The sequence below is a fragment of the Geomonas limicola genome (assembly GCF_014193675.1).
GTDB classification, from domain to species: domain Bacteria; phylum Desulfobacterota; class Desulfuromonadia; order Geobacterales; family Geobacteraceae; genus Geomonas; species Geomonas limicola.
On the sequence record NZ_BLXZ01000002.1, the window covers coordinates 75,794 to 102,320 of the forward strand.

The window sequence follows — 26,527 nt, forward strand, 5'->3', positions numbered from 1 at the left end:
GACCTCCCTGCGCCGGGAGCTCTTGAACATCAGGCGCGCACCTGCCCTTCGCCGTAGACGATGAACTTGGTGGTGGTGAGGTCGGTGAGCCCCATCGGGCCGAACGAGTGCAGCTTGGTGGTCGAGATGCCGATCTCCGCCCCAAGCCCCAGCTGGTTCCCGTCCGAGAAGCGGGTCGAGGCGTTCACCATGACCACCCCCGAGTTCACCTCGCGGATGAAGCGTTGCGCGTTGCCGTAGTCCGAGGTGATGATCGACTCGGTGTGCAGCGAGCAGTACCTGTTGATGTGCTCGATGGCGGCGTCCATGTCGTCCACCACGCGGGCCGCCAGGATGAGCTCCAGGTACTCGGCGTACCAGTCCTCCTCGGTGGCGACGCCGGCCTGAGGCGCGTATTTCCGGAAGGTCTCGTCGCCGCGCAGTTCCACCTTTTCGGCGCTGAGCGCCTCGGCGATCATGGGGACGAAGCGCTCGGCGACGTCGCGGTGGATAAGGAGCGTCTCCAGGGCGTTGCAGACCCCGGGGCGCTGCACCTTGGCGTTCACGATGATCCGCTTGGCCATCTCGAAGTCGGCCGAGGCGTCCACGAAGATGTGGCAGACCCCCTTGTAGTGCTTGATCACCGGGATCTTCGAGTTCTGAACCACGAAGCGGATCAGCCCCTCGCCGCCGCGCGGGATGATGACGTCGATGTACTCCTCCTGCTTGAGCATCTCGGTCACCCCTTCGCGCTCGGTGAACGGGATGAGCGAGAGCGCCGCGGCCGGGATGTTCCGGTTGGCGAGCACCTTCTGCAGGATGGTGGCGATGGCCAGGTTCGAGTGGATCGCCTCGGAGCCGCCGCGCAACACCACCGCGTTGCCGCTTTTCAGGCAGAGGACCGCCGCGTCGGAGGTCACGTTGGGGCGCGACTCGTAGATGATGCCGATCACCCCCAGCGGGATGCGCATCTTGCCGACCATGAGGTCGTTGGGGCGCTTCCACATGCCGGTCACCTCGCCCACCGGGTCGGGGAGCGCCGCCACCTCGCGGATCGCGTCGGCCATCCCCTTGACGCGCGCCTCGTTCAGCATGAGCCGGTCCAGCATCGCCGAGGAGAGGCCGTTCTTCTCGCCGGCCTCCAGGTCCTTGCGGTTCTCCTCGACGATCTTGGGAGCGTTCTCGACGAGCGCCTGTGCCATGTCCAGGAGAAGTTCGTTTTTGGCGCCCGAAGAGAGCTTTGCCATGGCAAAAGAAGCCTGGCGTGCCGCACTGGCAATGCTTTTGATCTGTTCTGCTACGGTCATGGGAAACTCCTTCCGCGGGGAACCGCTTTAAGACGTAAAGCTTTCGCCTCTGAGTACGATGCGAAAGCCTATGAGTAGCACAGGTAGTGCCTTTAACAGTACCAGAATGGCTGAAGCTATAACAATACCAGATTGTCCCGGTGAATCACGTCGTCGCCGTAGCGGAAACCGAGGATCTGCTCGATCTCCGAGCTCTTGTGCCGGCTGATCTGTTCGATCTCGACGCTGGAATAATCCACCAGGCCGCGCGCGAACTCGACCCCCTCGGGATCCACGATCCTGACGCAGGCGCCGCGGGCGAAGCGCCCCTCGACCTTGGCGATGCCGGAGGGAAGCAGGCTTTTCCCGTGCTTCGCGAGCACCTCGCGGGCGCCGGCGTCCACCACGATGCTCCCGGCCGGCCGCAGGGTGTAGGCGATCCAGTGCTTGCGGCGGTTCAGGCTCTCGCCGGCGGGGAGGAACAGGGTCCCCACCAGCTCGCCGTCCATGACCCGGGTCAGGTTCCCCGGCACCTTGCCGGCAAAGACCACCGCGGCCACCCCCGACTTCATCGCCTTCTTGGCGGCGGCGAGCTTGGTGGCCATGCCGCCGGTCCCCACACTGGTGCCGCTGCCGCCGGCGCCGCGCTCCATGTCCCGGGTGATGCTGCGCACCTGGTGGATGAGCTGGGCGTCCGGGTTCGAGCGCGGGTCCGCCGTGTAGAGCCCGTCGATGTCGGTCATGATGAGTAAGAGCTGCGCCTCCACCAGGTTCGTCACCAGGGCGGAGAGGTTGTCGTTGTCACCGAATTTCAGCTCGTCCACCACGACGGTGTCGTTTTCGTTGATGACCGGGATGATGCCACAGGTTAAGAGGGTATCGAGGGTGCCACGGGCATTCTGGAAGCGGCGCCGGTTGGCCAGGTCGTCGCGGGTCAAAAGGATCTGCGCCACGTTGAGACCAAAACCCGAGAAAGCCTCCTCGTAGGAGCGCATCAGGCGCGACTGACCGACCGCGGCGGCCGCCTGCTTCTGCGGCAGGGTGCGCGGCCGGTCCGGCAGGCCCAGCACCGGGCGTCCGGCAGCCACCGCGCCGGAGGAGACGACAACCACCTCCATGCCGCGCTCTTTGAGCCCGGCGACCTCCGAGGCGAGCCCGGCGAGGAACGCCGGATCGATCCCGGTCCCCGCTCCAGTCAGTACGCCGGAGCCTATCTTCACGACAATCCGCTTTACCTTTTTGAGCAGTTCTTTACGCATCACACAGTGCACCGATCATGATAGTTTTTTAAAGGAGCCGATACTAGCACGTTTGTAAACATCTGGCAAACCCTAGCTTGTAAGCCGGGTTAAATGAATTGACAAACCACCGGTCGGCCTTTAGACTGAGCCCTCACATCGAGGTGACCTATTGCTGAACCAGAAACGCTGGAAAAAAACACTCTATAAGATCCTATCCCTGGACAGTCATCCCGGGCACATTTCCGCCGGATTCGCCGTCGGTGTTTTCATCAGCTTCACCCCGTTTTTCGGTCTGCACACCCCGATGGCCATCGCGGCCGCCTTCATCTTCCGCCTCAACAAGCTCACCTGCGTCACCGGCGCCTGGATCAATACCCCGCTCACCATCGTTCCCATATTGGGCATCAGCTACAAGCTCGGGCGCTTTTTGCGCGGGCGCCCGGTGAACGAACTGCCGCTTACCGGCGGTCTCGAGTGGCACAACCTGGAGAAGTACGCCAAGTCGCTCATCCTGGGGACCTCGGTACTCGGCTTCTTTGCCGCCATCATCGCCTACTTCGTCTGCTACTACCTGGTACTGCGCTTCCGCTCCCGCGACGCCGCCCAAAAGGAACTCGCCAAGGAGATGGAAGAGGTCGGCGAGGAACTCGAGTAGACGAAATTCTCCCTCTCGACCTCTGGGAGAGGGAACTCGATCGACCTTACCCAAAACGAAAAGCGCCGGCAGCTTCTTGGCTACCGGCGCTCTTTTTTGCCTTCAGTTCCCCTGACGCCCTAGCGCCCCAGAAACGGTGACAAGACCGTGTAGCTCAAGAAGCCGACGCCGGCGGAGGCTGGGATGGTGATGATCCAGGCGCCCACGATGCGGTAGGCTACCATCCAGTTCACCGCGGACATGCGCTTGGAAAGCCCCACCCCCAGGATGGAGGAGGTGATCACGTGGGTGGTCGAGGTGGGGAGCCCCATCGCCGAGGCACCCAGGATGACACCCGCCGAAGCGGTCTCGACGCAGAAACCGTGCACCGGCTGCAACTTCACGAAATCGTGCCCGACGGTCTTGATGATCCTCCAGCCGCCGGCCGCGGTACCGAGCGCCATGGCGACGGCGCAGGCAACCTTCACCCAGGTCGGCACCTCGAAGGTGTCGAGGGTCCCGTAGCTTACCAGCGCCATGGTGATGACCCCCATGGATTTCTGCGCGTCGGCGGTGCCGTGCGAGAAGGCCATGACCGCAGCGGAAAGGATCTGCAGCTTGCGGAACACCTTGTTGAGGGTGTAGGGGGCCTTGTTGCGGAAGGTCCACATCATGATGACCATGAACAGAAAGCCGAAGAAGGCGCCGACCACCGGGGAAACCAGCAGCACGGTAACGATCTTCTTAAGCCCCGCCCAGTGCAGGGCGCTCATCCCGGCGTGGGCCACCACCGAACCTGCCAGGCCGCCGATGATGGCGTGCGAGGAAGAGGAGGGGAGGCCGTAGTACCAGGTGATCAGGTTCCAGACGATGGCGCCGAGGACCCCGGCCAGCACCACCATCTGGGTGATGTTGTTGGCGTCGACGATCCCCTTGCCGATGGTGGCGGCAACCTTGGTGGAGATCATGGCCCCCAGGAAGTTGAGGCCGGCCGCCATGAAGATGGCGCTCCGCACGGTCAGGGCACGGGTCGAGACGCAGGTAGCGATGGCGTTGGCCGTGTCGTGGAATCCGTTGATGTAATCGAAGGCAAGCGCCGCGACGATCACGGCGACCAGCATCACGAGCATCGCATCAGGCATTTTTTACCACCACGCTTTCCAGGATGTTTGCCGCGTCCTCGCATTTGTCGGTCGCGGTCTCCAGCGTCTCGTAGATCTCTTTCCACTTGATGAGCTGGATCGGGTCCTTCTCCTCGTCGAACAGGCGGCTGATCGCCTCGCGGCTCACCCGGTCCGCCTCGTTCTCCAGGGCGTTCACCTCGATGCAGTAGGCGCTGATCGGCTCGAGCTTGCCGCCCAAAAGCGCCACGGTCTTGTCGATGGTCTGGCACCCTTTCAGGATCAGGAAGCCGAGTTCCTTGGATTCCGGGGTCGGTTTCTCGACGTTGTACATCACGATGCGCGCGGCACAGGCGTCGATCAGGTCGAGGATGTCGTCCAGCGCGGAAGACAGGCCGTAGATATCCTCGCGGTCGAACGGGGTGATGAAGCTCTTGTTCAGCTTCTTGATGATATCGTGGGTTATGGTGTCACCCTTGTGCTCGATGTCCTTGATCTTGCGCCGGCTCTCGGCGGGGTCGGTAAAGTTGTCCAGCATGTCCTTGAGAAGCTCAGCACCTACGACGATGTTGTGCGACATTTCACGGAACATCACGAAATACTGTTCATCTTTCGGAATCAGTCCAAACATGTATACTCCTCCACGTGGGCGGCCTCTGCCGGGCCAAGGTTACAAAACTGGCAAGATATACCACAACTGGAACAAAGATCACAGCATGAAATCACTAATAAGTCCTTATCTGCTGAATACATACCCCTTCCACCCTTGATTTATGTCCGAAATTCGCTTATGGTTGCGATATTTTGAGACGAAACAGGAGTTAAGTCAGCATGAATCCAGTGCACGCCGCAGTCTTGGGAACCGTCCAGGGGCTCACCGAAGTGCTCCCCATCAGCAGCTCGGCCCACCTGATCCTGATACCGGACTTTTTGAAGTGGCCCGAATCGGGGCTTACCTTCGACGTCGCACTGCACGTGGGGACCTTCCTGGCGCTGGTCCTCTACTTCTGGCGCGACTGCCTGGAACTTGTCGGCAACTTCTTCGCCGCCTTCCGCGGCGGGCTCACCACCCCCGCCCGCCGGCTCCCCTTCTACATCATCGCCGCCACCATCCCGGCCGCGCTGGTGGGAAAGACCCTGGAAGGGCCGATCGAGGAGTTCTTCCGCAAAAGCCCCACCACCATCGCCATCTTCCTGATCGCCTTCGGCCTCTTGCTGGCCTTTGCCGACACCACCGGCGCCAAGCGCTGGCGCATGGACCGCATGACGCTTAAGTTCGCGCTGGTGATCGGCATCGCCCAGTGCCTCGCGCTCATGCCGGGCGTCTCGCGCTCGGGGATCACCATCACCGCCGCGCTTCTCCTGGGCTTCCACCGCGACGCCGCGGCGCGCTTCTCCTTCCTCATCTCGCTTCCCATAGTGGCCGGAGCCGCCATCCTCAAGGTGGGGCACTTGGTGAAGGCGGGGATTCCCGCCGACGAGCGGCTGCCGCTGGCCATCGGGATCTCCACCTCGGCGGTCTTCGGCTTCATCAGCGTCGCCTTCCTGCTCAAGCTGGTGCAGCGCGACTCCCTCTACCCCTTCGTCTGGTACCGCCTGGTCGCCGGCTGTGCCGCCCTGGCCTTCGTCTTTCTCGGCGTCTAGGCTGGTCAACTCCGCTTCCTGAGGTATCATTCCCTTCGTTTGGCGTCCGCCAGGGGAGGTGACCCATGGGAAGCGGGATCAAGGATTGGCCGGAAAACGAGCGTCCCCGCGAGAAGCTGCTCCGCCTGGGGCCCGGCGCCCTGAGCGAGGCGGAGCTCCTCGCGCTCATCCTGGGGAGCGGCGACGCCGCCAGCAACCGCAGCGCGCTCGACCTGGGACGCGCCCTGTTGACCGAGTTCGGGGCGCTGCGCCGCCTGGCCGACGCCTCCTGCAGCGAGCTGCAGCGGGTCAAGGGGATCGGGCTCGCCAAGGCCACCAGCATCAAGGCTGCCCTCGAGCTCTCCAACCGCTGCAAGGCCCGCCCCCTCGAGAGCCTCACCAGCTACACCTCCCCCTTACAAGTCTTCGAACACCTCGACTACGAATTCCGGGACCGTCGCAAGGAGTACTTCATGGCGCTCCTTTTGGACGGCAAGAACCGGATCATCAGGCGCGCCCAGATCTCCGAGGGGTCGCTGAACCAGAGCCTGGTGCATCCGCGCGAGGTCTTCAACGTGGCGGTGCGCGAGTCTGCCGCCGCGCTCATCCTGTTGCACAACCACCCGACCGGCGATCCCACTCCGAGCCCCGAGGACCTGGAGGTGACCCGGCGCCTCTGCGAGGCGGGCGAGCTCATGGGGATCAAGGTCCTCGACCACATCATCATAGGTGACGGCAGTTTCTACAGCTTCACCGAACGCGGCATCATGTAGCCCACAGGAGGCACCATGCGCAAGGAACTGATCATCCCCAACGGGCAGGCGGAAAAAGCGTCACGCTGGCTGGACCTGGAAAATCTCGCCAAGGTCGAGCTCAGCTCAGAGGACCCGCTCCATCCCATCGAATCCGCCCTCCCCCCCGGCACAGGCGGCGGCTGGCTCGCCTCGCAGCTCGGGCCGCAGACCATCCGGATCGTCTTCGACACCCCGCAGTTCGTGCGCCAGGTCTACCTGGAGTTCAAAGAGGAAAAGCTGAGCCGCACCCAGGAGTTCCTCTTGCGCTGGTCGCCGGACCAGGGGCAGAGCTACCGCGAGATCGTGCGCCAGCAGTACAACTTCCACCCGCCGGGGACCGCCCTCGAGCGCGAGGAGTACCAGGTGAACCTCTCCGGAGTGACCGTGCTCGAACTGCAGCTGACTCCGGACCTGGGGGGAGCCGAGGTCCTGGCCTCGCTGGCGCGCCTGCTGGTCGCCTGACGCAGCACCCTTGGTTGCAGTCGCCACTACTGATCCGGCTTCCGGATCTCATATAATGCCCGAGGAGGAAAAAAGCCATGCCCGTCCAGCTCCGCATTTACACCATCACCCCCGGTAACCTGCAGCAGTTCGCCCGCGAATGGCAGGAAAAGATCCGACCGGTCCGCGAGAAGGTCGGCTTCAGCATCCCCGGTGCCTGGAGTGTCCCGGAAACCAACCAGTTTGTCTGGCTGATGGAGTACCCGGAAGCAGCTTCCTGGGAAGAGCGCGACCGTGCCTATTTCGACTCCGACGAGAGAAAAGCGATGGACCCCAACCCTGCCCGCCTGATAGCGAAGATGGAACAGTACTTCGTGGAACCGGCGGCGTGACGGAAAAACTGAGAGAAGCTTTTGACGCTCTGTCAAATCTTTGAAGGGAAACTGGCAGTATCGGAAGACGGGACAGCAGTTGCAGGCAAAAAAAGGCGCTCTTGCCGAATGGAGGATTCAGTAAGAGCGCAAAGGGGATCCTGCTGTTACGTCTGGAACCGGACAGGTTGTGTTCTCGGTCTATCGGTTACGGGAAGTACCCGAGAAGCTCCTGTCCTAGCCCTGGCTTCAACAGTACAAGTACGATGCCAAAAGGATATCGAGTCTGGCTGGTAGCAGAGAATAAGGCTGAAGCCCCTTCTTAGACGGCACAGGAAGGTGCCTGTTGGGATGGTAGAAACGGGACCAGTAAGGGAGGGGCGGCTCGGTTGCGGCGGGGCTAACTACGGTACCCGTAAGCTTTACCTGCCGGAGTTCAGGCAAAAAAAAGGCGCCGACCAAAAGAAGGAGAACTTCCGGTCGGCGCAAAATGTGGGGTGTTGCTGGTTACTGCTGTTGTACTTCGTTTGCTTTGGTCCAGACTGCTATGCTGATGTTCTTGTCGAGAAGTTCCCACAGCCTGCCCGGGTCTGGGAGAGCCGTCTCGGCGGTATTCGTTGTCATTGTCGTGGTGTTGTTTCGCTGCGCCCTGAAGGCTGCCAGCGAGAGCAAGGTGCCCTTTCTCATCTGCGACCTCGTGGTCTTGTCATCGACCCGCGGGCTCTAGCTCCCGTGCTCGATGATCTACTCTTTTACAAATGCAGTGCCAATTTTACAAAAAATAAAAAAGTGACGGATATTAGCTCGTTACGGCCCGTCACCCAGAGGCCCGAGGAAGCCCGAAAAGTGCAGATCCTGAACAGCTTCTGGGGAGAGTTCTCCTCGATGCGGCTGTGGAGCGGGATGGCAAGCTTTCAACACCAGTTCAACTCTTGCACACGCCGCCACCAACAGAAAAAGGCCACGGTTCGCACCGTGGCCTTTTTAGCGTCCTGCTTCGCTTTTTCTCGGGAAAGCTACTTCTGGACCCAGCGTCCGTTCTGCAGTTGCATCCACCAGCCGGGGTGGGCCGCCTCGCGCTTGGTGTCGGCGTAGGTGGCGGCAGCCTTGCCCATCACCTGGTCCAGGGCGGCCTTGCTCTCTTTCTGCTTGCTCAGCTTGACGATCGCCTTGGCCATGCTGGTGACCACGGTCTTCCTGCTCTGGTTTTCGGCTGCAACCAGGGCCTCGTCCTGCGCCGCCAGCTTTGCCTTGTCGCGCACGCTCACCAGCCCCTGGTTGGTGAGCCCGACTGCCCCACTGGCGAACAGGGCGTTCAACCTGGGGAGTCTGCGGTTCATCTCGTCGTAGGCCTTGAGGACCTCGGGCATGCTCGAGAGCTCCACCGCCAGGGCATCGGCATCCGCTTCGGCGGCAAACGCCTCCGACACCAGGGAGAACGAAGGGATCTCGTCGAAGAGCCGGCTCAGGGGTTTCTCCGGTTGTGCCTGCGGCCCCGGCGCCGGAGCGGCCGGGGGCTGCTCGCCGGCCGGAGTCCCCTTATCCCCGGAATTCTTCAGGAGCATCTCGTCCAGGGACTTGTACGCCTCCTTGGCGGCCTTCTCCGGGAAATAGACGTTCACGGTTATCACCGCGCAGGCAGCCAACAGTGAGCAGGCACCTGCCAGCAGGCACTTCAAAAGTCGTCGCTTCATGTGAACCTCCAGGTGACGGGTATGGTATGAGCAGCCTTGCGTGAAGGCCGTCGTAATCGTGGTAGTGGCGCCGAGCCAGCTCACAATATAGCACGCTTGGCCCTAATGGGAAGCCTCTCGTGCCGGCGGGATCACTCGCCCCACTTGAACTCCTGGGTCGGCGCCGCCTCGGGTGCCGCTTCCGGCGCGGCCGACGGAGCCGACGCCCCGGTGGCAGTTTTACCCCGGCTGGCAGCCTGCTTGATCGATTCGAGCAGGTGGTCCAGGGCGATCCGGTTCTGGGTCGGCGCGATGGAGACATTGAGATCCTTCACGCCGATGAAGTTGGTGTGCACGATCTTCAGGCTGTCGAAGGTGAGATAGCCCCCTTCCATGATCGCCTTGATCTCCGCCTCGTCGTAGCTGCGGTCCGAGCGGAAGAAGAAGCCGCTCAGCTTCTGCTTGGCGAGCCGCTGCAGGAACTCCTTGCTCACCAGCATCTTCTCCCCTTTCCCCTCGCGGGCCCAGAGCTCGGTGAACCCGGTGATGCCGGCCAGGCCGTGCGCACCGCCACTTACGCTGAAGACGCCGTCCACCCGCCCCGAGATGTACCCCTTAATCCCGGGGAAGATGCTACAGAGCTGGCGCAGGCTGAGGCCGTTGAGCAACAGGTCGCCGCGGTAGTTCACCCCGTCGTGCAGGGTGAGGTACCCCTTCCCGAGCAGCGCGCCTTCGTAGAGGGAGGAGCTGAGCGCCGAGATCTCGGTGGTGCCGTGGGTTGCGTTGAGGTGCATGGTGAGCGTTCCCAGCTCCAGCGGGCCGAAGCCGATTTTGCCGATCCGGACCACCTCGCCACGGCCGCTCTGGGTGCGCAGCTTTTCCAGGAGCTTCGCAAAGTTGTCCCGGCTGAACGCCAGGCTCTCCGGGGGCTTCCCTCCCGCCTTTCCGGAGAGATCGAGCGAGAACGGGAACCGGCCATCGATCCCGGCGACCACGAGTTTTTGCTGGGGAAGCTCGAAGCGCGCCCCCTTGAACTCGAGCGTCCCCTCGAGCAGCTGGCTCCCCTGCCCCAGGTCGAGCCGTCCCTGTGCCGCCAGCGCGCCGTCCAGGTTCGCCTCCTGGAGTGCCCGCGGCAAGAGGCTGATGAGCGGCTCGACCAGGCTGCTCGCGGCGACCTGGGCCAGGCTGAAGCTGAACCGCCCGGCGCGCTGCGGCGCGAAGGGACGGCTGAGGCTCCCCTGGATACCAAGGTTCACGCCGGGGCCGGGGATGATGCTCGCCTTGGTGACGGTAAGCTGATCCTTGGCCAGGTCTCCGCTCAGGTTCAGCGCAGCACCCGTTATGAGCGACTTTCCGGACCTGGTGAGGGCCACCTCGCGTGCCGTGCCGTCCAACCGGCAGGCGAAGCCGGGACCTTTCTGATAACTACCCACCAGGTGCAGGTCGACCTTCCCCGCCGCCGGGAGCACGGTTGCGTTCTTGGGAAGAAACGGGGCAACCGCCGCCAGCTCCCCGTCCTTGAGAGTGAGATCGAATCGGGTACCACTTCCCGGCGCGAAGGGATCTGCGCTAACCACCCCGGACAGGGCGCCACCGGCCAGTTTGCCTCCCAGGTCTGCCTTCCCGCCGGCCTTGGAAAAGCTGAGCTTCAGCACCGGGGCGGCAACCGGTTTCTGCTGCCAGGCAACTGTCGCGGCACTCAGTTCTCCGGCCCCCTCGAGCCAGCGCCCGCCGGCATCGGTCATGAGCCGGCCGCGCAGCGAGCCGGCGAGCGAGCCGATAGCCAGGTCCTTCGTAGTAAGCGAGGCGCCGTCGAACTGCGCGGCCAGGGGCGCCGGGCTCCCTTTCGCACCGACGCTCGGCAGGCTGGTACTCAGATGGGCGGCGGAGAACCGGGTGGTGCCGAGTTCCGCGCGGACCGCCTCGAGGTTCAGCTGGCGGTCGGCGAGCTTATAGGCGAACCGGGCCGAACCCCGTGTGGTGTCCCAGGCCGCGTCTTTTAGCTCGGCATCCCCCTCGGCGGCGAGATGACCTGCCGAGCGCTGCAGCTTCGCGGACAGGACGGCATTTTTCACCGCGAGGGCATTCTTGCCGCGCCTGCCGGAGAGGTCAGTGAGGTGCACGCCAAGCTTCGCCCGGAGGTGCTGCAGGTCGCGCCCGGATGCCTCGAGGTCGAGTGCGGCGGTACCGGAGCTTACGCTTATGTCGTACTTCTGCAACAGCGACGGGAAGTTGGCGAGCCGCGCCGCCGGCACCTTGAGTGACAGGTTCAGGGGCTCGGGGCGCGCAGGGTGGTAGGCCGCGTTCCCGGACAGGTCAGTCTTGAGAACCCGGGCGGAGAACCCGGAAGTCTCGGCGCTCAGCGGTTTCAACTGCGGCGAGAGCCGAACCTGCAGCGGAAGGTCCAGCGCTTCCACAACTGCCGGGCTCGCCCCGGATGCGGTCAAGCGCCCCTGGGTGAGGACCCCGTCGGCACTGCGGGAGAATTTCAGGTCGCCGGTAACCCCCGCGACGATAAGCCGGCCGGCACGCTCCAGCCTCCCCTTGCGCAGCTGCAGGCTCCCGGTGGCAGTGGTGAGTTCCTTGCCGCGGCCGGCCAGGTGCAGCGTGTCGCCGGAGAGCCTGCCTCCCACGACCAGACCGCGACGCGCTTTTTCGGGAACCAGCGCGCCCAGCGGTGCCAGGTCGACATCGCTGAAGCCGAGGTCGGCAGTAAAGGCGCGCTCTTTCTTGACGCCCCGCAGCGCGGCGCTCGCCGTGACCCGTACCAGACCGTCCAGCTCCAGTCGTGCCTTGTCGAGCCGGGCCGCATCGCGCTCCATGGCGTACCCGGCGGCGAATTCCAGACGTCCGGCCAGCGGCCGAGGTTTGCCGGCAACCCGGTAGCTCATGCCGGCGAAGCGCAACAGGCCCGAGGCGGAGAGTTCCTTGCGGTGCAGCCCCGCCTTTAGCTCGAGACTCCCGGTGCCACCCCGCAAAAGCTCCGGCACCTTGAGCTGCAAGAGTGCCGCGCTGCGCTCCAGGACCAGGTTCGGGGCAGCCAGGTGCAGGTCGGCCTCCGGTTCCGGACCGGGGCGCAGCTTCCCGGTGAGGACGAAGCGGTTGCGGCCCGAGTCTTCAAAGGAGAGGTCGAGGTCGGAGCTGCTGGACCCCTTGGTGGCGAGGTTGTACACCTTGAGGGAGATCCCGCTGAGCCCCTGGCCGTTGACGGAGAGCGCGCCAGAATCGAGGGTGAGTCGATCGATCCTGGTTTCGGCGGGGGAAGCTTTGCGTGCGGTGAGGATTTTCTGCAGCTGGCTGAAGTTCCAGGTCCCCTGGCTGTTCTGTTCCAGGTTCACCTTGAGCCCCTTCAGTTCGATGGACCGGTAGCGCTGCCGACCGGCGACGAGGTCGCTCCAGCTCGGCGCGACAGCCACTGAATCGGCCACGGCAAGGTTCCCCTTGGGAAAGCCGGGCGGGTTATCCAGCCTGAGGCCACGCAGGTAGAGCGTGCCGCCGGAGGTCTCCAGCTTTGCCACGACCAGGTTCTGGTGCAGATAGGACGAGGCGAGCCGGGAGAGGTGGCGGGCGGGAAGCGGCGTGGCCAGGTAGAGTCCCGCAGCCAGTACCAGCAGGAATAGCAGGCAAGCCACCACCAGCAAGGTGCGCCGCAGCAGCCCCCCCTTCATCGCCGTGTCCTTGGTTGTCTGATGCGCGGGTTCAGCCATGCGCGGGCATCCTCGACCGTGAATTTTACCAGCACCTTATTGTACTACAGGTCTTCCCATTGGTGCCGCGGCCTCTCGCCGCCCCGGAATCCGGAGCTATCGCGGCACAAGGAGAAAGGGCACCCGAAACGGGGTGCCCTTTGCGGTGAGGCGTACTGCAGAAGGGGTGTTACTCCGGCAGGGAGGGGAGTTCCAGGCCCGCCATGCGCTGCACCATGCGCACTACCTGGCAGCTGTAACCGAACTCGTTGTCGTACCAGACGTAGACCACGCAGCGGTTCTTCTGCACGATGGTGGCGAGCGAATCGACCACGCCGGCGTGGCGCGAGCCCACGAAGTCGCTGGAGACCACGTCCGGCGAGTTGGTGAAGTCGATCTGGTTCTGCAAAGGCGAGTCGAGCGAGGCGGCACGCAGCTCGCCGTTCAGCTCCTCGACGCTCGTCGCGGCACCCAGTTCGAGGTTCAGGATCGCCAGCGAGACGTTGGGGGTCGGGACCCGGATCGCGTTGCCGGTCAGCCTGCCGGTCAGCTCCGGGAGCACCTTGGCCACCGCCTTGGCGGCACCGGTCTCGGTGATCACCATGTTGAGCGGGGCGCTCCGTCCGCGGCGGTCGGCCTTGTGGTAGTTGTCGATCAGGTTCTGGTCGTTGGTGTAGGAGTGGCAGGTCTCCACGTGGCCGCTCACGATCCCGAAGCGGTCGTGGATCACCTTCAGGACCGGGACTATGGCGTTGGTGGTGCAGCTCGCCGCCGAGAAGATCTTCTCCTGGGTGACGATGAGCTCGTTGTTTACCCCGGACACCACGTTGGGGATATCCCCCTTCCCCGGAGCGGTCAAGAGCACCTGGGAGACCCCGGAGGCCTTCAGGTGGCGCCCCAACCCCTCGCGGTCGCGCCACTTGCCGGTGTTGTCGATGAGGATCGCGTTGTGGATGCCGTACTGGGTGTAGTCCACGTTCTCCGGCGCGTCGGCGTAGATGATCCGGATCATGTTGCCGTTGGCGATGATGGCGTTTTCTTCCTCGTCGATGGTGATGATCCCGTTGAAGGGGCCATGCACCGAGTCGCGACGCAGGAGGCTTGCCCGCTTCACCAGGTCGTCGGGTCCCCCCTTGCGCACCACCGCGGCGCGCAGTCTCAGCTTCTCGCCGCTGCCGGACTTCTCGATGAGGATGCGGGCCAACAGGCGCCCGATACGGCCAAAGCCGTAGAGCACGATGTCCTGCGGCTCGCTCAGAAGCGGGGTGCGGCCGGTATTGACGGCGGCCAGTTCCTGCCGCACGAAGCTGTCCAGGTCGAGCTGGCCCGCCTGCGCCTGGTAGCGCACGGTGAGCCTGCCGATATCGATGCGGGCCGGGGCCAGGTCCAGCTTGGCCAAGGCCTCCAGGACCGGGAAGGTTTCCAACACGGTGAGCTCGTCGTCCAGGATCAGACGGGCGAAGCGGTGCGCCTTCAGGATGTCGATGGTGGGGGTGTTGACCAGGGAGCGGCCGTACACGGTGGTGACCACGTTGTTGTCGCGGTACAGGTGGCCGATGATAGGGAGCATGCGCTCGGCATACTCTTCTTGTCCCTGCCATTCCTTCAGATAGACTTCTTGTTTCTCGGTGTTCATGGGCGATCCTTTCTGTTGAATTGCTCCAGCCAGGCATCGCTCTCACTGTCCCAGTAACTGAAAGCGAACCGTTAACACAGCACGTGTCTTGCTCTGGCACAGGGAGGAGAATCCACTGTCAAAGGGCGACAGGCGCGTATCGGCGAGGCTGAACTGAGTATACTACTGCATCTATTTCGCGTAAACAAACAGAAAAACCGTGACGCAGTGTGAAAGATTGCCCGACATCGTCCAGGTAGCGGCGGCGTTTCCCGTGGTTCATGCCGCACACTCGCGATTCAAGCGTCCCCCGCACCTTGCGAGCCTCGGGCTGTCGTGCTATTGTCACCTCGCTTTAAATCCCGCGAAGGATCCGCTTTCATGAAAACCATCGTGCTGCTCATCATGTCCAACGTCTTCATGACCTTTGCCTGGTACGCCCACCTGCGCAACCTGCGCGCCGCGCCGCTTTTGGTCGCCGTGCTGGCCAGCTGGGGGATCGCCTTTTTCGAGTACCTGCTGCAGGTCCCGGCGAACCGCGCCGGCTACGGTATCTTCACGCTGGCGCAGCTCAAGATCATCCAGGAGGTGATCACCCTTTCGGTGTTCGTCCCCTTCGCGGTCTTCTACATGGGGCAGCCGCTCAAGCTCGACTACCTGTGGGCCGCCTGCTGTCTGGGCGGAGCCGTCTTCTTCATCTTTCGCAGCTGACAGTAACTGTTTCTCTTGTACCTGCGGGAAAACTCTTTACTATTTCTCGTGTCAAAGGAGGGAACCTTATGAGTGACGACAAGCCCATCGGCGCCGGCAAGAGCAGTTTCGAACTCATCGACTTTCAGGCTCTTTTGGCCGAACTCCCGCTGACCGAGGACACCTGCCTCCTGGACCTGGCCTGCGGGGCGGGCGCCTACACCCTGGCCCTGGCGGAGCGCCTCGGGAAGGAGGCGGAGCTTTTTGCCTATGACCTGTGGGCCGAGGGGATCGAGCTACTGAACCGGGAGATCGAGACCCGGCAGATCAAGCAGGTCCAGGCGGGCGTCGCCGACGTGACCCAGTCGATCCCCTTGGAAGACGGCTGCGTCGACGTCTGCCTCATGGCCACGGTGCTGCACGACTTCATCGCCGTCAAGGCCGAGCGAGGGGTACTGGGCGAACTGGCCCGGGTGGTCAGGACCGGGGGGACGCTGGCGGTGGTCGAGTTCAAGGTGCTGGACGGCCCGCCGGGTCCGCCACGCGGGGTCCGCATCACGCCGGAAACGGTCCAGGAACTGGTCACGAGCTACGGGTTCCGGTGCACCGGCACCAAAGACCTCGGCCCCTACAACTACCTCTCGCTCTTCGAGAGGATCGCCTGACCGACCCAAGGAGTGTCCATGATCAGCGTCATTGCATCGATCCGCCTGCACGAGGGGGAGCGCGAGAGCTTCCTGCAGATCTTCAACGCCAACGTCCCCGAGGTGCGCCGCGAGGCCGGCTGCCTCGAATACTACCCCGCGGTCGACGTCGACTCCGGCATCCCGGTGCAGCGACTCGACCCCGACATGGTGACGATCATCGAGAAATGGCAGAGCCTCGAGGCGCTTAAGGCACACCTCGCCGCCCCGCACATGCTCGCCTACAAGGAAAACGTTGCATCCCTGGTCAAGGAGATCTCGCTCAAGGTGCTGACCGGCGCCGAAGGATGAACGAGCGTCTCCGGAGAGAACCATGAAAAAGAAGCCCGTCAAACCCGCCTCAAAAGGTGGGCTGCGCATCGTGGCCCTGTTCGAGGCGCTGAAAGGGGTACTCGTGTTGCTGGTGGGGTGCGGGCTTTTGACCTTCATCCACAAGGACCTGCACGATGCCGCCATGCACCTGGTCCGGGTGCTGCACCTGAACCCCGCCAAGCACTACCCGAGCATCTTCATCGACGCCGCCAACAAGGTGACTGACCTCCAGCTCTGGATGATCGCCCTGTCGGCACTGCTCTACGCGACGGTGCGCCTGGTCGAGGCCTACGGGCTCTGGCGCCAGATGCAATGGGCCGAGTGGTTCGGGCTCCTCTCCGGGGCGATGTACATCCCGCTGGAGATCTTCGAGGCCTCCCGGGAGTTCACCTGGCCGCGGGTCACCGTGCTCGTGGTGAACCTGGCGGTGGTCGGCTACCTGGGCGACGCGCTGCTGCGCTCGCGCAAGAGCCCCACGTTTTTGAAATGAAAGGAGCGACCATGCAGCACAAGATCGTGAAGAAACAGTACAACTCGAAGCTTTGCTTCATCTGCGGGCTGAAAAACGGCTCCGGGCTCAAGGCTTCGTTCTACGAGACCGAAAGTGGCGAACTCATCGCCACCTTCACCCCCAGCGAGGAACACCAGAGCTACCCCGGCCGGATGCACGGCGGCATCGCCTCGGCGATCCTCGACGAGACCATCGGTCGAGCCATCCTGGTGGGGCGTGAGGAGGAGATCTGGGGGATCACCATCGACCTGAGCCTGAGCTACAAGAAGCCGATTCCGCTGGGGGTCGAACTGAAGGTGGTCGGCCGGATCACCGAGGAGAACAGCCGTTTCTTCCACGGCACCGGCGAGATCGTGCTGCCAGGGGGCGAGGTGGCGGTGACGGGCAAGGGAAAATATCTGAAGGCACCCTTGGACAAGATCGCGGACTTCGACCGGGACGCCCAGGAGTGGGCCGTGGTGGCGAGCGACCGGGATCCCGAGGTCATTGAGATCTAAAGGCGTTTTGCCTCAGAGAGGCACAAAAGACACAAAGAGAACCTGGAGGGGGTCGGGCACCATTTAAACACCAGGTTCCCCACTCCAGCGTGGGGACGAGACCAGGCCTTCACGAAAAAACCCGGCTTCGCCTATCGACGGCTGCCGGGTATTTTTGCGTCTTTTGTGCCTTTTTACGGCGAAAGCCTTCGCCTTTAGCGGAGCCACTTCTCCAGTGCGATCAGTGAGCGCTCCAGTTCGGCCTTGCTGTGCGCCTCGACGGTGTAGGCGGCGTTCGGTGCGTAGCGCTCCATGAGACTGAAGTAGAGCTCGAAGTCGATGGCGCCTTCGCCCGGCGGCGCGTGGTCGTCGCGGGTGCCGGAGTTGTCGTGGATGTGCACCTCGGTGATCCGCTCTCCAAGTACCGCGAACCACTCCTCCATCCCCACCTGCTTGAACAGGTTCCAGTGCCCCACGTCGAAGCAGTGCCCAAGCTGCGGATCCCCCACCGCCTCGAAGAGCCGCCGGAGCATCTCCGGATCTTCGTCGAAGATGTTCTCCACCGCGATCTGGGTCCCGATCCGCCGCGCCCGCTCGAGCACCATCTGCCAGGCCGGCACGCTGTGGGTGAGCCACAGGTCGCTCGCCTCGCCGTAGCGCCAGCGGTCGAACCCCGGATGGAAGACCATCACCTCGGGACGCAGGATCTCGGCGGCGTCGAGCACCTGGTTGAAGCGGGTCAGCGTCGCCTCGCGCAGGTAGCGCTCGAAGGAGCCGGGATTGAGGTCCATGAAGGGGGCGTGGATGGTGCAACTCAGGCCGCCTCCCTGAAGCTTTTCTGCCACCCCCTCCAGTTCGCCCGGCTTGAGCCCCTCGAGCGCATCGGCAGAGAGGAAAATCTCGGGGTTCAGGCGGTTTTCCAGGAGGTAGGGGAGATGCCCGGCAAGCTGCGGGAAGGGGACGTGGACGAAGACGCGCTTACTCATGGGGCCTCTTGTGCTTCTTGATGGTTTCCTCGGCGCAGTTCGAGCAGCGCACCAGCTGGTCCAGCTTGGTGATGGCGGTCGGCTCGCCCAGGACGATCAGGGTGTCGCCGGACTCGATCCTGGTGTGCGACTCGGGGTTGAACCCCATCTTGCCGCTCTCCTTCTTGATGCCGACGATGATGACGCCGGTTTCCTTGCGAAAGCCGGAACTCGCCAGGCTCTCGCCGATGAAGCCGGAATGGTCGGGGATCACGATCTCCTCCATCTGCAGCTCCATGTGCTCGTGACCGGTCGCTATCTCGATGAAGTCGACCACCGTCGGGCGCAGGATCGCCTGGGCCATCCTGGAGCCGCCGATCAGGTAGGGAGAAACCACCTTGTTGGCGCCGGCGCGCTTCAACTTGATCTCGGACCCCTCCTCGCCGGAGCGGGCCAGGATGTAGAGGTCCGGGTTCAGCCCCCGCGCGGTCAGGGTGATGTAGACGTTCTCGGTGTCCGAGGTAACCACCGAGATGAGCCCCTTGGCGGTCTTGATCCCGGCCTTTAGCAGTGTGTCATCCGCGGTGGCGTCGCCGCGCAGGAACAGGTAGCCGTGGCCGTCGGTCTCCATCCGCTCGATGGCCTCGGCGTCCTTCTCCACCACCACGAAGGGGAGCGGTTTGGCCGCGAACTCCTTGCAGATGAGGGCTCCGATGCGGCCGAAACCGCAGATGATGTAGTGATCCTGCAATGCCGCAATCGCCTTTTCCACCTTTTTCCTCCCGATGATGCGATGGAACTGCCCCTCGAACATGATCTGGGCCAAGCTGCCGACGATGTAACCGATGACGCTCACCCCGAAGAAGATGAGCAGCATGGTGAAGACCTTGCCAGGTGCACTCAAGGGCTGCACCTCGCGGAAACCGACGGTCCCCAGCGTGATCACGGTCATGTAGAGGGCGTCCAGCATGTCCCATCCCTCGATCGCGATGTAGCCGAAGGTCCCGAAAGACAGCAGCAAGATCAGCACGCAGATGGATATTTTAAGATGTCGGACTGGATCCATGAATGCCCCCTGGCGCGACAAGATACCGTTGCAGAACCGAAATTTCAAGTCAATTGCGCGAAATAGCTTGAAACTCCGGGGAAGTTCTTGACAAATTATGGATACTGTATACAATACTCCGCGATCTTGGGGGGGCCAATGAAGAAGAATGTCGAGAAGCATTTAACCCTTAGGGAACGGATCCTGGAAACGATCCGCGACGCCATCATGACGGGTGCTTTGAAACCCGGGGAGAAGGTAGCGGAGCCGGAACTTGCTTCCCGATTCGGCATCAGCCGCACTCCGATCCGCGAGGCCTTCCGCCAGCTGGAATCGGAGGGGTACCTCACCGTGGTGCCGCGCAAGGGTGCCCTGGTCGCCTCGTTTTCTCCCAAGGATGTCGAGGAGTTCTACGCCATCAAGAGCATACTGGAAGGGTATGCGGCCCGCAAGGCATGCAGCCGGCTCAGTACCCGCGAGATAACCAAACTCGAGGGGATCAACGATAAGCTCCGCGAGATCGCAGCCGAAGGGGATGTGCGCCACTTCTTCAAGGTACACAACACCTTCCACGACACGTTCATAAAGGGCGCCGGCAACGAGAAGCTGCACGAGATGATCGGTGCGCTGTTGAAGAAGTTCCAGCGCCTCAGGCTCGCCTCGCTCAGCAAGCCCGGACGCATGCTGATCTCGGTCGAGGAGCACGAGAAGATCATCGAAGCCTTCCGCAACCGCGACGCGGTGCTGGCCGAGATGCTGGTCCAGAAAAATGCCGAGTTCGGCGGCAAGGTGCTCATCGAAGAGGAGCGCCTCCAACTGAACTCCAGCCACTATCCGGAGACCGACCTCTAAGCACCGTCCGCCGCCCCTGCCGCAGCCCCACCTTGCACCCCCTTGGCAGCAGCGCCCTGAAACCGGCAGCTGCCGCCTGGGCCGACGTCCCTTCTCCCGCACCGGGACGTGTCGGCCAAGGATCTCAACCGGTCCCTGTCGCACCCAAGCCCCCCCTTTTACGCCTGTGCCCCCTCCCGTTTTCCCGATCTTCACCTCCCAAAGCACCGTTGTTCTTGCCTCTCACCAGAGTTTGGGTTAAATTTGCCGCTGGAATTTTCTCATGGGAAAGGGAGGCGGCGTGCAGCAGCTCAAGATGATCCCCAAGGTGGACAAGGTCCTGGAATGGCCTGCGGTGCGTGCTCTTTTGGAGTGCCATCCCCGGCCCCTGGTGCTGAAGGCCCTGCGCGTCGTGCTCGATGAACTGCGGGCCGCCGCCCTCAAGGGGGCGCTGGCCCAGGACGCCTTCGGCGAAGCGGCGCTCGTTACGGCCCTTACCCGGGAACTTGAGAGACTCCAGGCGCCGAGCCTCAGGCGGGTGATCAACGGCTCCGGGATCGTGATCCACACGAACCTGGGGCGCTCGATCCTCCCCGAGCCCGCCCGCCAGGCCCTGAACAACATCGCCTTTTGCTATTCGAACCTCGAGTTCGACCTGGCCCTCGGGGAGCGCGGCAGCCGCTACAGCCACGTCGAGTCGCTGATCTGCGAGCTGACCGGCGCCGAGGCCGCCATCGTGGTGAACAACAACGCCGCCGCGGTACTCCTCGCCCTCACCGCGCTTGCCAACGGCCGCGAGGCGGTGGTGTCGCGCGGCGAGCTGGTGGAGATCGGCGGTTCCTTCCGGATCCCCGACGTCATGCGGCTTTCCGGCGTGACCTTGAAGGAGGTCGGCACCACCAACCGGACCCACCCGAAGGACTACCGCGGCGCGGTAACCCCCGAGACGGCACTTTTTCTCAAGGTACACTGCAGCAACTTCGCGGTCGTCGGTTTCACCGCCGAGGTGAGCGCGGCCGAACTGGTCGCCCTGGGCGCCGAGTGCGGCGTACCGGTGCTGGCGGACATGGGGAGCGGCAACCTGGTGGACTTCACCGGCAAACTCCCCTGCGAGGAGCCCACGGTGCAGGAGTTCGTGCGCGCCGGAGTGGACGTGATCACCTTCAGCGGCGACAAGCTGTTGGGTGGCCCGCAGGCCGGCATCATCGTAGGCAAGAAGTCCTTCATCGAACCGATGAAGAAGCATCAGCTTCTGCGCGCCCTGCGCATGGACAAGCTCACCCTCGCCTCGCTGGAGGCCACCCTGGCGCTGTACCGCGACGAACTCACGGCGCTGCGCGAGATCCCGACCCTGCGCATGCTCACCATCCCCTACCCCGAACTGGCCGAACGGGCCCGGCGCCTTATGCGCCAGCTGCGGCGCAGGATCCCCGCCGCGCTGAGCCTCACGCTCGTCGAGGGGTTCTCCCAGGCCGGCGGTGGCACGCTGCCGCTTTTGAACCTCCCCACCCTGCTCATCGAGGTGCGCCGCGAGGGGCTCTCCCCCAACGACATCGAGACCGCCCTGCGTGGTTTCCGCGTCCCGGTCATCGGCCGGATCTCCAAGGGTGGTTTCCTGCTCGACCCGCGCACCCTCCTGGAGAGCGATCTCGCCGACCTCGCCGCGGCACTCACCTCGCTTGCCTGAAGCTGGGGACCCCACGGCTGCACGAAGTTCTTGGATATTTGAGCGCGCCGCTGTATAATCGGCCCCTTATACCAGAGACACTTTCATGAGGCTTCCTGTGAAAAAGATCTACGCCCTGATACCTGCCGCGGGGATGGGAAAGCGGATGGGGGCGGGGCAGAACAAGCAGTACCTGCAACTCGCGGGAAGACCGATCCTGGCGCACACCCTCGAGGTGTTCCAGGAAGCCCCCTTCATCGACGGCATCTACCTGATCACCCCGGAGTCCGAGATCCCCTTCTGCCGCAGCGAGGTGGTGGAGCGCTACGGTTTTTCCAAGGTGCGCGCCGTGGTGCCGGGGGGTGCCGAGCGCCAGCACTCGGTCTACAACGGTCTGCGTGCCATCGAAGCGGCGGGACCCGACGACCTGGTGCTGATCCACGACGGGGTGCGCCCCTTCGTGACCCAGGCCATCCTCAAGGCCGCGGCCGACGCCGCCGAGAGCTTCGGCGGCTGCGTCGTGGCGGTGCCGGTGAAGGACACCGTGAAGGTGGCCCGCGACGGGATCGTCACCGCAACCCCGCCCCGTGAAGATCTCTGGCTCGCCCAGACGCCGCAGGCCTTCCGCTACAGCATGATCCGCGCGGCGCACGACGCGGCGGCCGCCCAGGGGTTCCTGGGGACCGACGACGCCTCGCTCTTCGAGCGCCAGGGATGGCCGCTGCACCTGGTTTCCGGCGACTACCGCAACATCAAGATCACCACGCCCGAGGACATGATCCTCGCCGAGGCGTTTTTAAACCATGCGCAGCACTGATATCAAGAAAGGGGGACTTCAATGAGGATTGGACACGGCTACGACGTACACCGGCTGGTTGCCGGCAGAAAGCTCATCCTGGGCGGCGTCGACGTCCCCTACACCAAGGGCCTTTTGGGGCACTCGGACGCCGACGTGCTCCTGCACGCACTCTCGGACGCCATCCTGGGCGCCATCGGCGAGGGTGACATCGGCAAGCACTTCCCGGACACCGACCCCGCCTACAAGGGGGCGGACAGCCTGAAGCTCTTGCGCCACGTGATGGCGCTCGCCGACGCCAAGGGGTACCGGATCGGCAACGTCGACGTCACCGTGGTGGCACAGCGCCCGAAGCTTGCCGGCTACATACCGCAGATGCGGGTGAACATCGCGCGCACCCTCTCCTGCGACGAGGAGCGTGTCAACGTGAAGGCGACGACCACCGAGGAGCTCGGCTTCGCCGGCCGCGGCGAGGGGATCGCTTCCTACGCGGTGGCACTTCTGGAAAACAAGCGCTAGCGGTTTGCCGCGGCAGACAGCGTAAGCGTATAACGAGAGCGGCAGCACCCGGCCGCAGCGACGTACCAGCGCAAGGCAGAGCAGCTTCCGCTTAACGAAAAGACCAACTACTCCAACGCGCCTCACTCATGAAGGCGCCCGGGATCGAGCTTATGACCACCGAAATCCAGACACCCGAAAAACCGACCAACTTCATCCGCAACATCATCAACGAGGACCTGAAAAACGGCAAGCACACCGGCATCGTGACCCGTTTCCCGCCCGAGCCCAACGGCTACCTGCACATCGGCCACGCCAAGTCGATCTGCCTCAACTTCGGCCTCGCGCTCGACTACCAGGGGCGCTGCCACCTGCGCTTCGACGACACGAACCCGGCCAAGGAGGAGATCGAGTACGAGGACTCCATCCGCGAGAACGTGAAGTGGCTCGGTTTCCAGTGGGGCGAGCACCTGCACTACGCCTCGGACTACTTCCAGGCCTTCTACGACCACGCGGTGACGCTCATCAAGAAGGAACTCGCCTTCGTGGACAACCTCTCCGCCGAGGAGATGCGTGCCTACCGCGGCAATCTCAACGAACCGGGCAAGGAGAGCCCCTGGCGCAACCGCCCCGTCGAGGAGAACCTGGACCTCTTCCAGCGCATGCGCGACGGCGAGTTCGCGGACGGCTCCAAGGTAGTGAGGCTCAAGATCGACATGGCCTCCCCCAACCTTAACCTGCGCGACCCGGTCATCTTCCGGATCAAGAAGGTGGAGCACCACCGGACCGGGGACACCTGGTGCATCTATCCCATGTACGACTACGCGCACTGCATCTCGGACTCCATCGAGGGGATCACCCACTCGATCTGTACGCTCGAGTTCGAAGACCATCGCCCGCTCTACGACTGGGTGCTGGACAAGCTGGAGGTCCCCTGCCACCCGCAGCAGATCGAGTTCGCCCGTCTGAACCTCTCCTATACCGTGATGAGCAAGCGCAAGCTCCTCGAGCTGGTGCAGGAGAAGCTGGTGGACGGCTGGGACGACCCGCGCATGCCGACCCTGGTGGGCCTCAGGCGCCGCGGCTTCACGCCGCAGTCGATCCGTGCCTTCTGCGAGACCATCGGCGTGGGAAAAAGCGACAGCTTCATCGACATGAGCATCCTCGAGGAAGCGGTGCGCGAGGACCTGAACCAGCGGGCGCCGCGCGCCATGGCGGTCTTAAAGCCGCTCAAGGTGGTGATCGACGGCTATCCCGAGGGGGACGGCGAGGAGTTCGAGGCTGCCAACCACCCGAACGATCCAACCCTCGGTACCCGTAAGGTTCCCTTCTCCAAGGTGATCTACATCGAGCGGGACGACTTTCAGGAGGAGCCGGAGAAGGGGTTCTTCCGCCTCGCCCCGGGACGCGAGGTGCGCCTGCGCTTTGCCTACATCGTGCGCTGCGAAGAGGTGGTGAAGGATGAAAGCGGCGAGGTGGTCGAGCTGCGCGTGAGCTACGACCCGGCTTCCCGCGGCGGCACCGCCCCCGACGGGCGCAAGATCAAGGGGACCATCCACTGGGTCTCCGCTAACCACGCGATGGACGCCGAGGTGCGCCTCTACGACCGGCTCTTCACCGTCCCGAACCCCGGTGGCAAGAACGAGGCGGACTACCGCGAGAACATCAATCCGAAGTCGATCGAGGTGCTCACCGGCTGCAAGCTGGAACCTTCCCTGGCCCAGGCCGGCGTCGACGACCGCTTCCAGTTCGAGCGCCTGGGCTACTTCTGCCCGGACTCTCGCGACTCGAAGCCAGAATCGCTGGTCTTCAACCGGACCGCGACCCTGCGCGACTCCTGGACCGAAAAGAAATAAAGCCTTACCACAGAGGCGCACTGAGAAACACAGGGGAAGACCTGAAAGTCGTGTTACTTTAGGTTTTCCTCTGTGTCCCTGCGTGTCCTCTGTGGTTCACGCTTTTACTGGATTCACGTTTTTACTGCACTAACCAAAGAGGAAATCCCCATGGCCCTTCGCGTCTATAACACCCTCTCCGGCAGCAAGGAGGAGTTCGTTCCGCTTACCCCCGGCAAGGTCGGCATGTACGTCTGCGGCGTCACCGTCTACGACAACTGCCACATCGGCCACGCCCGCGCCGGCGTGGTCTTCGACATGATCTACCGCTACCTGGGCGCCAAAGGGTTCGAGGTCAACTACGTCCGCAACTACACGGACATCGACGACAAGATCATCAACCGCGCCAACCGCGAAGGGGTCCCCTACAACGTGATCTCCGAGCGCTACATCCACGAGTTCGACGTGGACATGGCGCGGCTGTTCATGCTGCTCCCGACCCACCAGCCCAAGGCGACCGAGCACATCGGTGAGATAATCGGCCTCATCGAGCGGCTCATCGAGCGCGGCTTCGCCTACCAGGCCGGCAACGACGTGAACTTCTCCGTGGACAAGTACGAAAGCTACCTGAAGCTCTCCAAAAGGAACCTGGAGGACATGCAGGCCGGCGCCCGCATCGAGGTAGACGAGCGCAAACAGCACCCGATGGACTTCGCCCTCTGGAAGGGTTCCAAGCCGGGTGAGCCGTTCTGGGAGTCCCCCTGGGGACAGGGGCGCCCCGGGTGGCACATCGAGTGCTCCGCCATGAGCATGAAGTACCTGGGCGAGACCTTCGACATCCACGGCGGCGGCAAGGACCTGGTCTTTCCGCACCACGAAAACGAGATGGCGCAGACCGAGGCGGCCACCGGCAAGCCGTTCGTCAAGTACTGGATCCACAACGGCTTCGTGAACATCAACGCCGAGAAGATGTCCAAGTCGCTGGGGAACTTCTTCACCATCAAGGAAGTGCTCGAGCGCTACGACGCCGAGGTGCTGCGCTTCTTCCTGCTCTCCGCCCACTACCGCTCGCCCATCGACTTTTCGGACCAGAACCTCAACGACGCCGAAGCCGGTCTGGAGCGGATCTACAAGGCGCTGGCCGGGGTGGACGAGAGGCTTGCGGGAAGTGAGGACCCCTCACGCACCGAGGAGTGCGCCGAACTGGAGGAGAAGTGCCAGGCGCTCGCGGCCCGCTTCAGCGAGGCGATGGATGACGATTTCAACACCGCACTTGCCTTAGGCCATGTCTTCGACCTGGTGCGCGCCATCAACAAGTGCCTCCCCCACGCTCCGAAGGCGCTCCTGACCCAGGTGCAGGTCGAGGTGGCCAAGGTGGCGAAGGTGGTGGGGGTGCTCGATTCCAAGCCGGCCGAATTCCTGGAACGGATCAAGGCGCGCAAGACCGAGGGGATGGATATTCCGATCGAGGAGATCGAGCGTCTCATCGCCGAGCGTGCCGAGGCACGCAAGGCGAAGGATTTCAAGAAGAGCGATCAGATCAGGGACGAGCTCTTGGCGAAAAACATCGTCCTGCTGGACAGCGCCCAAGGGACCACCTGGCAGGTTAAGTAGGAATAGTCTGTCAATATGTTGTCGTTTCTGTCAGAAGCGTGGCAGGGAAGGCGTGTGCCGGGGGTGCGTTGGCCGGCACGTCCTGGATGACGGAAAGGGGGTGGCCCGGTTCTCAAACCG

Annotated in this window: 26 protein-coding genes; 17 read left to right on the forward strand and 9 right to left on the reverse strand. The window is 63.3% G+C overall.

The window, feature by feature from the left end; all coding sequences use genetic code 11:
* Window positions 1-29: 29 nt before the first annotated feature.
* Window positions 30-1,286 carry a glutamate-5-semialdehyde dehydrogenase gene (locus H7688_RS04135; protein ID WP_183359800.1) on the reverse strand — a complete coding sequence of 419 codons (1,257 nt, stop codon included), beginning with the start codon at window positions 1,284-1,286 and terminating at the stop codon, window positions 30-32.
* A gap of 116 nt (window positions 1,287-1,402) precedes the next feature.
* Window positions 1,403-2,524, reverse strand: coding sequence for a glutamate 5-kinase (gene proB / locus H7688_RS04140; RefSeq protein WP_183359802.1), 1,122 nt, complete (start codon window positions 2,522-2,524; stop codon window positions 1,403-1,405).
* Window positions 2,525-2,675: 151 nt separating this feature from the next.
* Here proB and H7688_RS04145 point away from each other — a divergent pair, with 151 nt between their 5' ends.
* Window positions 2,676-3,161 (forward strand): DUF2062 domain-containing protein, encoded by a 486-nt coding sequence (locus H7688_RS04145; protein WP_183359804.1) that lies wholly within the window; start codon window positions 2,676-2,678, stop codon window positions 3,159-3,161.
* A gap of 119 nt (window positions 3,162-3,280) precedes the next feature.
* On the opposite strand, the gene H7688_RS04150 is transcribed toward H7688_RS04145, so the two are convergent.
* Both H7688_RS04150 and H7688_RS04155 read right to left on the reverse strand, forming a co-directional pair.
* Window positions 3,281-4,282, reverse strand: a complete 1,002-nt coding sequence (locus H7688_RS04150; protein WP_183359806.1) for an inorganic phosphate transporter — start codon at window positions 4,280-4,282, stop codon at window positions 3,281-3,283.
* Complete coding sequence (locus H7688_RS04155) at window positions 4,275-4,892, reverse strand: DUF47 domain-containing protein (RefSeq protein WP_183359808.1); 618 nt, start codon at window positions 4,890-4,892, stop codon at window positions 4,275-4,277. Before H7688_RS04155 ends, H7688_RS04150 begins: the two co-directional genes overlap by 8 nt.
* Before the next feature lie 200 nt (window positions 4,893-5,092).
* On the opposite strand from H7688_RS04155, the gene uppP reads away from it, so the two are divergent.
* The 5 genes from uppP (at window position 5,093) to H7688_RS04180 (ending at window position 8,585) form a co-directional block, all read left to right on the forward strand.
* Complete coding sequence (gene uppP, locus H7688_RS04160) at window positions 5,093-5,905, forward strand: undecaprenyl-diphosphatase UppP (protein WP_183359810.1); 813 nt, start codon at window positions 5,093-5,095, stop codon at window positions 5,903-5,905.
* A 65-nt stretch (window positions 5,906-5,970) separates the two neighbouring features.
* The gene (gene radC, locus H7688_RS04165) at window positions 5,971-6,657 is read left to right on the forward strand and encodes a RadC family protein (RefSeq protein ID WP_183359812.1); all 687 of its coding nucleotides are present in this window, start codon (window positions 5,971-5,973) and stop codon (window positions 6,655-6,657) included.
* Window positions 6,658-6,672: 15 nt separating this feature from the next.
* The gene (locus tag H7688_RS04170; RefSeq protein WP_183359813.1) at window positions 6,673-7,140 is read left to right on the forward strand and encodes a hypothetical protein; all 468 of its coding nucleotides are present in this window, start codon (window positions 6,673-6,675) and stop codon (window positions 7,138-7,140) included.
* A gap of 77 nt (window positions 7,141-7,217) precedes the next feature.
* Window positions 7,218-7,511, forward strand: a complete 294-nt coding sequence (locus tag H7688_RS04175) for an NIPSNAP family protein (protein ID WP_183359814.1) — start codon at window positions 7,218-7,220, stop codon at window positions 7,509-7,511.
* 330 nt (window positions 7,512-7,841) lie between these two features.
* Window positions 7,842-8,585 (forward strand): hypothetical protein, encoded by a 744-nt coding sequence (locus tag H7688_RS04180; protein WP_183359815.1) that lies wholly within the window; start codon window positions 7,842-7,844, stop codon window positions 8,583-8,585.
* Here the strand turns inward: H7688_RS04180 and H7688_RS04185 are convergent.
* The 3 genes from H7688_RS04185 to H7688_RS04195 form a co-directional block, all read right to left on the reverse strand.
* Complete coding sequence (locus H7688_RS04185) at window positions 8,507-9,184, reverse strand: DUF1318 domain-containing protein (protein ID WP_183359816.1); 678 nt, start codon at window positions 9,182-9,184, stop codon at window positions 8,507-8,509. The two genes, H7688_RS04180 and H7688_RS04185, sit on opposite strands and share 79 nt — an antisense overlap.
* A gap of 131 nt (window positions 9,185-9,315) precedes the next feature.
* Window positions 9,316-12,870, reverse strand: coding sequence for a DUF748 domain-containing protein (locus H7688_RS04190; protein WP_183359817.1), 3,555 nt, complete (start codon window positions 12,868-12,870; stop codon window positions 9,316-9,318).
* 169 nt (window positions 12,871-13,039) lie between these two features.
* Window positions 13,040-14,485 carry a glyceraldehyde-3-phosphate dehydrogenase gene (locus H7688_RS04195; RefSeq protein WP_183359818.1) on the reverse strand — a complete coding sequence of 482 codons (1,446 nt, stop codon included), beginning with the start codon at window positions 14,483-14,485 and terminating at the stop codon, window positions 13,040-13,042.
* 360 nt (window positions 14,486-14,845) lie between these two features.
* On the opposite strand from H7688_RS04195, the gene H7688_RS04200 reads away from it, so the two are divergent.
* From H7688_RS04200 to H7688_RS04220, 5 genes are all read left to right on the forward strand, one after another.
* Window positions 14,846-15,175, forward strand: a complete 330-nt coding sequence (locus H7688_RS04200) for a DMT family protein (protein WP_183359819.1) — start codon at window positions 14,846-14,848, stop codon at window positions 15,173-15,175.
* A 68-nt stretch (window positions 15,176-15,243) separates the two neighbouring features.
* The gene (locus tag H7688_RS04205; protein ID WP_183359820.1) at window positions 15,244-15,819 is read left to right on the forward strand and encodes a class I SAM-dependent methyltransferase; all 576 of its coding nucleotides are present in this window, start codon (window positions 15,244-15,246) and stop codon (window positions 15,817-15,819) included.
* Between the two features lie 18 nt (window positions 15,820-15,837).
* Window positions 15,838-16,149, forward strand: coding sequence for a putative quinol monooxygenase (locus tag H7688_RS04210; RefSeq protein WP_183359821.1), 312 nt, complete (start codon window positions 15,838-15,840; stop codon window positions 16,147-16,149).
* A 22-nt stretch (window positions 16,150-16,171) separates the two neighbouring features.
* Window positions 16,172-16,660 carry a DUF2127 domain-containing protein gene (locus H7688_RS04215; protein ID WP_183359822.1) on the forward strand — a complete coding sequence of 163 codons (489 nt, stop codon included), beginning with the start codon at window positions 16,172-16,174 and terminating at the stop codon, window positions 16,658-16,660.
* 11 nt (window positions 16,661-16,671) lie between these two features.
* Window positions 16,672-17,178 carry a PaaI family thioesterase gene (locus H7688_RS04220; protein WP_183359823.1) on the forward strand — a complete coding sequence of 169 codons (507 nt, stop codon included), beginning with the start codon at window positions 16,672-16,674 and terminating at the stop codon, window positions 17,176-17,178.
* Between the two features lie 194 nt (window positions 17,179-17,372).
* Here H7688_RS04220 and H7688_RS04225 read toward each other — a convergent pair whose 3' ends face one another.
* Both H7688_RS04225 and H7688_RS04230 read right to left on the reverse strand, forming a co-directional pair.
* On the reverse strand, window positions 17,373-18,143 hold the full coding sequence (locus H7688_RS04225; RefSeq protein WP_183359824.1) for a sugar phosphate isomerase/epimerase family protein: 771 nt from the start codon (window positions 18,141-18,143) through the stop codon (window positions 17,373-17,375).
* Window positions 18,136-19,188, reverse strand: a complete 1,053-nt coding sequence (locus H7688_RS04230) for a potassium channel family protein (protein ID WP_183359825.1) — start codon at window positions 19,186-19,188, stop codon at window positions 18,136-18,138. Before H7688_RS04230 ends, H7688_RS04225 begins: the two co-directional genes overlap by 8 nt.
* A 138-nt stretch (window positions 19,189-19,326) precedes the next feature.
* Here H7688_RS04230 and H7688_RS04235 point away from each other — a divergent pair, with 138 nt between their 5' ends.
* The 6 genes from H7688_RS04235 to cysS all read left to right on the forward strand — a co-directional run bounded on the left by H7688_RS04235 (window position 19,327) and on the right by cysS (window position 26,407).
* Window positions 19,327-20,019, forward strand: a complete 693-nt coding sequence (locus tag H7688_RS04235; protein ID WP_183359826.1) for a GntR family transcriptional regulator — start codon at window positions 19,327-19,329, stop codon at window positions 20,017-20,019.
* Window positions 20,020-20,281: 262 nt separating this feature from the next.
* Window positions 20,282-21,685, forward strand: a complete 1,404-nt coding sequence (selA, locus tag H7688_RS04240; RefSeq protein WP_183359827.1) for an L-seryl-tRNA(Sec) selenium transferase — start codon at window positions 20,282-20,284, stop codon at window positions 21,683-21,685.
* 97 nt (window positions 21,686-21,782) lie between these two features.
* Window positions 21,783-22,481, forward strand: a complete 699-nt coding sequence (gene ispD, locus H7688_RS04245) for a 2-C-methyl-D-erythritol 4-phosphate cytidylyltransferase (RefSeq protein ID WP_371873157.1) — start codon at window positions 21,783-21,785, stop codon at window positions 22,479-22,481.
* Window positions 22,482-22,502: 21 nt separating this feature from the next.
* Window positions 22,503-22,979 (forward strand): 2-C-methyl-D-erythritol 2,4-cyclodiphosphate synthase, encoded by a 477-nt coding sequence (gene ispF, locus H7688_RS04250; RefSeq protein ID WP_183353408.1) that lies wholly within the window; start codon window positions 22,503-22,505, stop codon window positions 22,977-22,979.
* Window positions 22,980-23,131: 152 nt separating this feature from the next.
* The gene (locus H7688_RS04255) at window positions 23,132-24,814 is read left to right on the forward strand and encodes a glutamine--tRNA ligase/YqeY domain fusion protein (protein WP_183360342.1); all 1,683 of its coding nucleotides are present in this window, start codon (window positions 23,132-23,134) and stop codon (window positions 24,812-24,814) included.
* 150 nt (window positions 24,815-24,964) lie between these two features.
* Window positions 24,965-26,407 carry a cysteine--tRNA ligase gene (gene cysS / locus H7688_RS04260; protein ID WP_183359829.1) on the forward strand — a complete coding sequence of 481 codons (1,443 nt, stop codon included), beginning with the start codon at window positions 24,965-24,967 and terminating at the stop codon, window positions 26,405-26,407.
* Window positions 26,408-26,527: the final 120 nt, after the last annotated feature.

Bases quoted from the DNA above. Each gene is read 5' to 3' on its own strand.
- H7688_RS04190 (WP_183359817.1), bottom strand. From the start codon at position 12,870: ATGGCTGAACCCGCGCATCAGACAACCAAGGACACGGCGATGAAGGGG.
- radC (WP_183359812.1), top strand. From the start codon at position 5,971: ATGGGAAGCGGGATCAAGGATTGGCCGGAAAACGAGCGTCCCCGCGAG.
- cysS (WP_183359829.1), top strand. From the start codon at position 24,965: ATGGCCCTTCGCGTCTATAACACCCTCTCCGGCAGCAAGGAGGAGTTC.
- H7688_RS04155 (WP_183359808.1), bottom strand. From the start codon at position 4,892: ATGTTTGGACTGATTCCGAAAGATGAACAGTATTTCGTGATGTTCCGT.
- proB (WP_183359802.1), bottom strand. From the start codon at position 2,524: ATGCGTAAAGAACTGCTCAAAAAGGTAAAGCGGATTGTCGTGAAGATA.
- ispF (WP_183353408.1), top strand. From the start codon at position 22,503: ATGAGGATTGGACACGGCTACGACGTACACCGGCTGGTTGCCGGCAGA.
- H7688_RS04185 (WP_183359816.1), bottom strand. From the start codon at position 9,184: ATGAAGCGACGACTTTTGAAGTGCCTGCTGGCAGGTGCCTGCTCACTG.
- H7688_RS04235 (WP_183359826.1), top strand. From the start codon at position 19,327: ATGAAGAAGAATGTCGAGAAGCATTTAACCCTTAGGGAACGGATCCTG.
- H7688_RS04175 (WP_183359814.1), top strand. From the start codon at position 7,218: ATGCCCGTCCAGCTCCGCATTTACACCATCACCCCCGGTAACCTGCAG.
- H7688_RS04225 (WP_183359824.1), bottom strand. From the start codon at position 18,143: ATGAGTAAGCGCGTCTTCGTCCACGTCCCCTTCCCGCAGCTTGCCGGG.
- uppP (WP_183359810.1), top strand. From the start codon at position 5,093: ATGAATCCAGTGCACGCCGCAGTCTTGGGAACCGTCCAGGGGCTCACC.
- selA (WP_183359827.1), top strand. From the start codon at position 20,282: ATGGGAAAGGGAGGCGGCGTGCAGCAGCTCAAGATGATCCCCAAGGTG.
- H7688_RS04255 (WP_183360342.1), top strand. From the start codon at position 23,132: ATGACCACCGAAATCCAGACACCCGAAAAACCGACCAACTTCATCCGC.
- H7688_RS04170 (WP_183359813.1), top strand. From the start codon at position 6,673: ATGCGCAAGGAACTGATCATCCCCAACGGGCAGGCGGAAAAAGCGTCA.
- H7688_RS04150 (WP_183359806.1), bottom strand. From the start codon at position 4,282: ATGCCTGATGCGATGCTCGTGATGCTGGTCGCCGTGATCGTCGCGGCG.
- H7688_RS04230 (WP_183359825.1), bottom strand. From the start codon at position 19,188: ATGGATCCAGTCCGACATCTTAAAATATCCATCTGCGTGCTGATCTTG.
- H7688_RS04135 (WP_183359800.1), bottom strand. From the start codon at position 1,286: ATGACCGTAGCAGAACAGATCAAAAGCATTGCCAGTGCGGCACGCCAG.
- H7688_RS04220 (WP_183359823.1), top strand. From the start codon at position 16,672: ATGCAGCACAAGATCGTGAAGAAACAGTACAACTCGAAGCTTTGCTTC.
- H7688_RS04205 (WP_183359820.1), top strand. From the start codon at position 15,244: ATGAGTGACGACAAGCCCATCGGCGCCGGCAAGAGCAGTTTCGAACTC.
- H7688_RS04195 (WP_183359818.1), bottom strand. From the start codon at position 14,485: ATGAACACCGAGAAACAAGAAGTCTATCTGAAGGAATGGCAGGGACAA.
- H7688_RS04200 (WP_183359819.1), top strand. From the start codon at position 14,846: ATGAAAACCATCGTGCTGCTCATCATGTCCAACGTCTTCATGACCTTT.
- H7688_RS04180 (WP_183359815.1), top strand. From the start codon at position 7,842: ATGGTAGAAACGGGACCAGTAAGGGAGGGGCGGCTCGGTTGCGGCGGG.
- H7688_RS04215 (WP_183359822.1), top strand. From the start codon at position 16,172: ATGAAAAAGAAGCCCGTCAAACCCGCCTCAAAAGGTGGGCTGCGCATC.
- H7688_RS04210 (WP_183359821.1), top strand. From the start codon at position 15,838: ATGATCAGCGTCATTGCATCGATCCGCCTGCACGAGGGGGAGCGCGAG.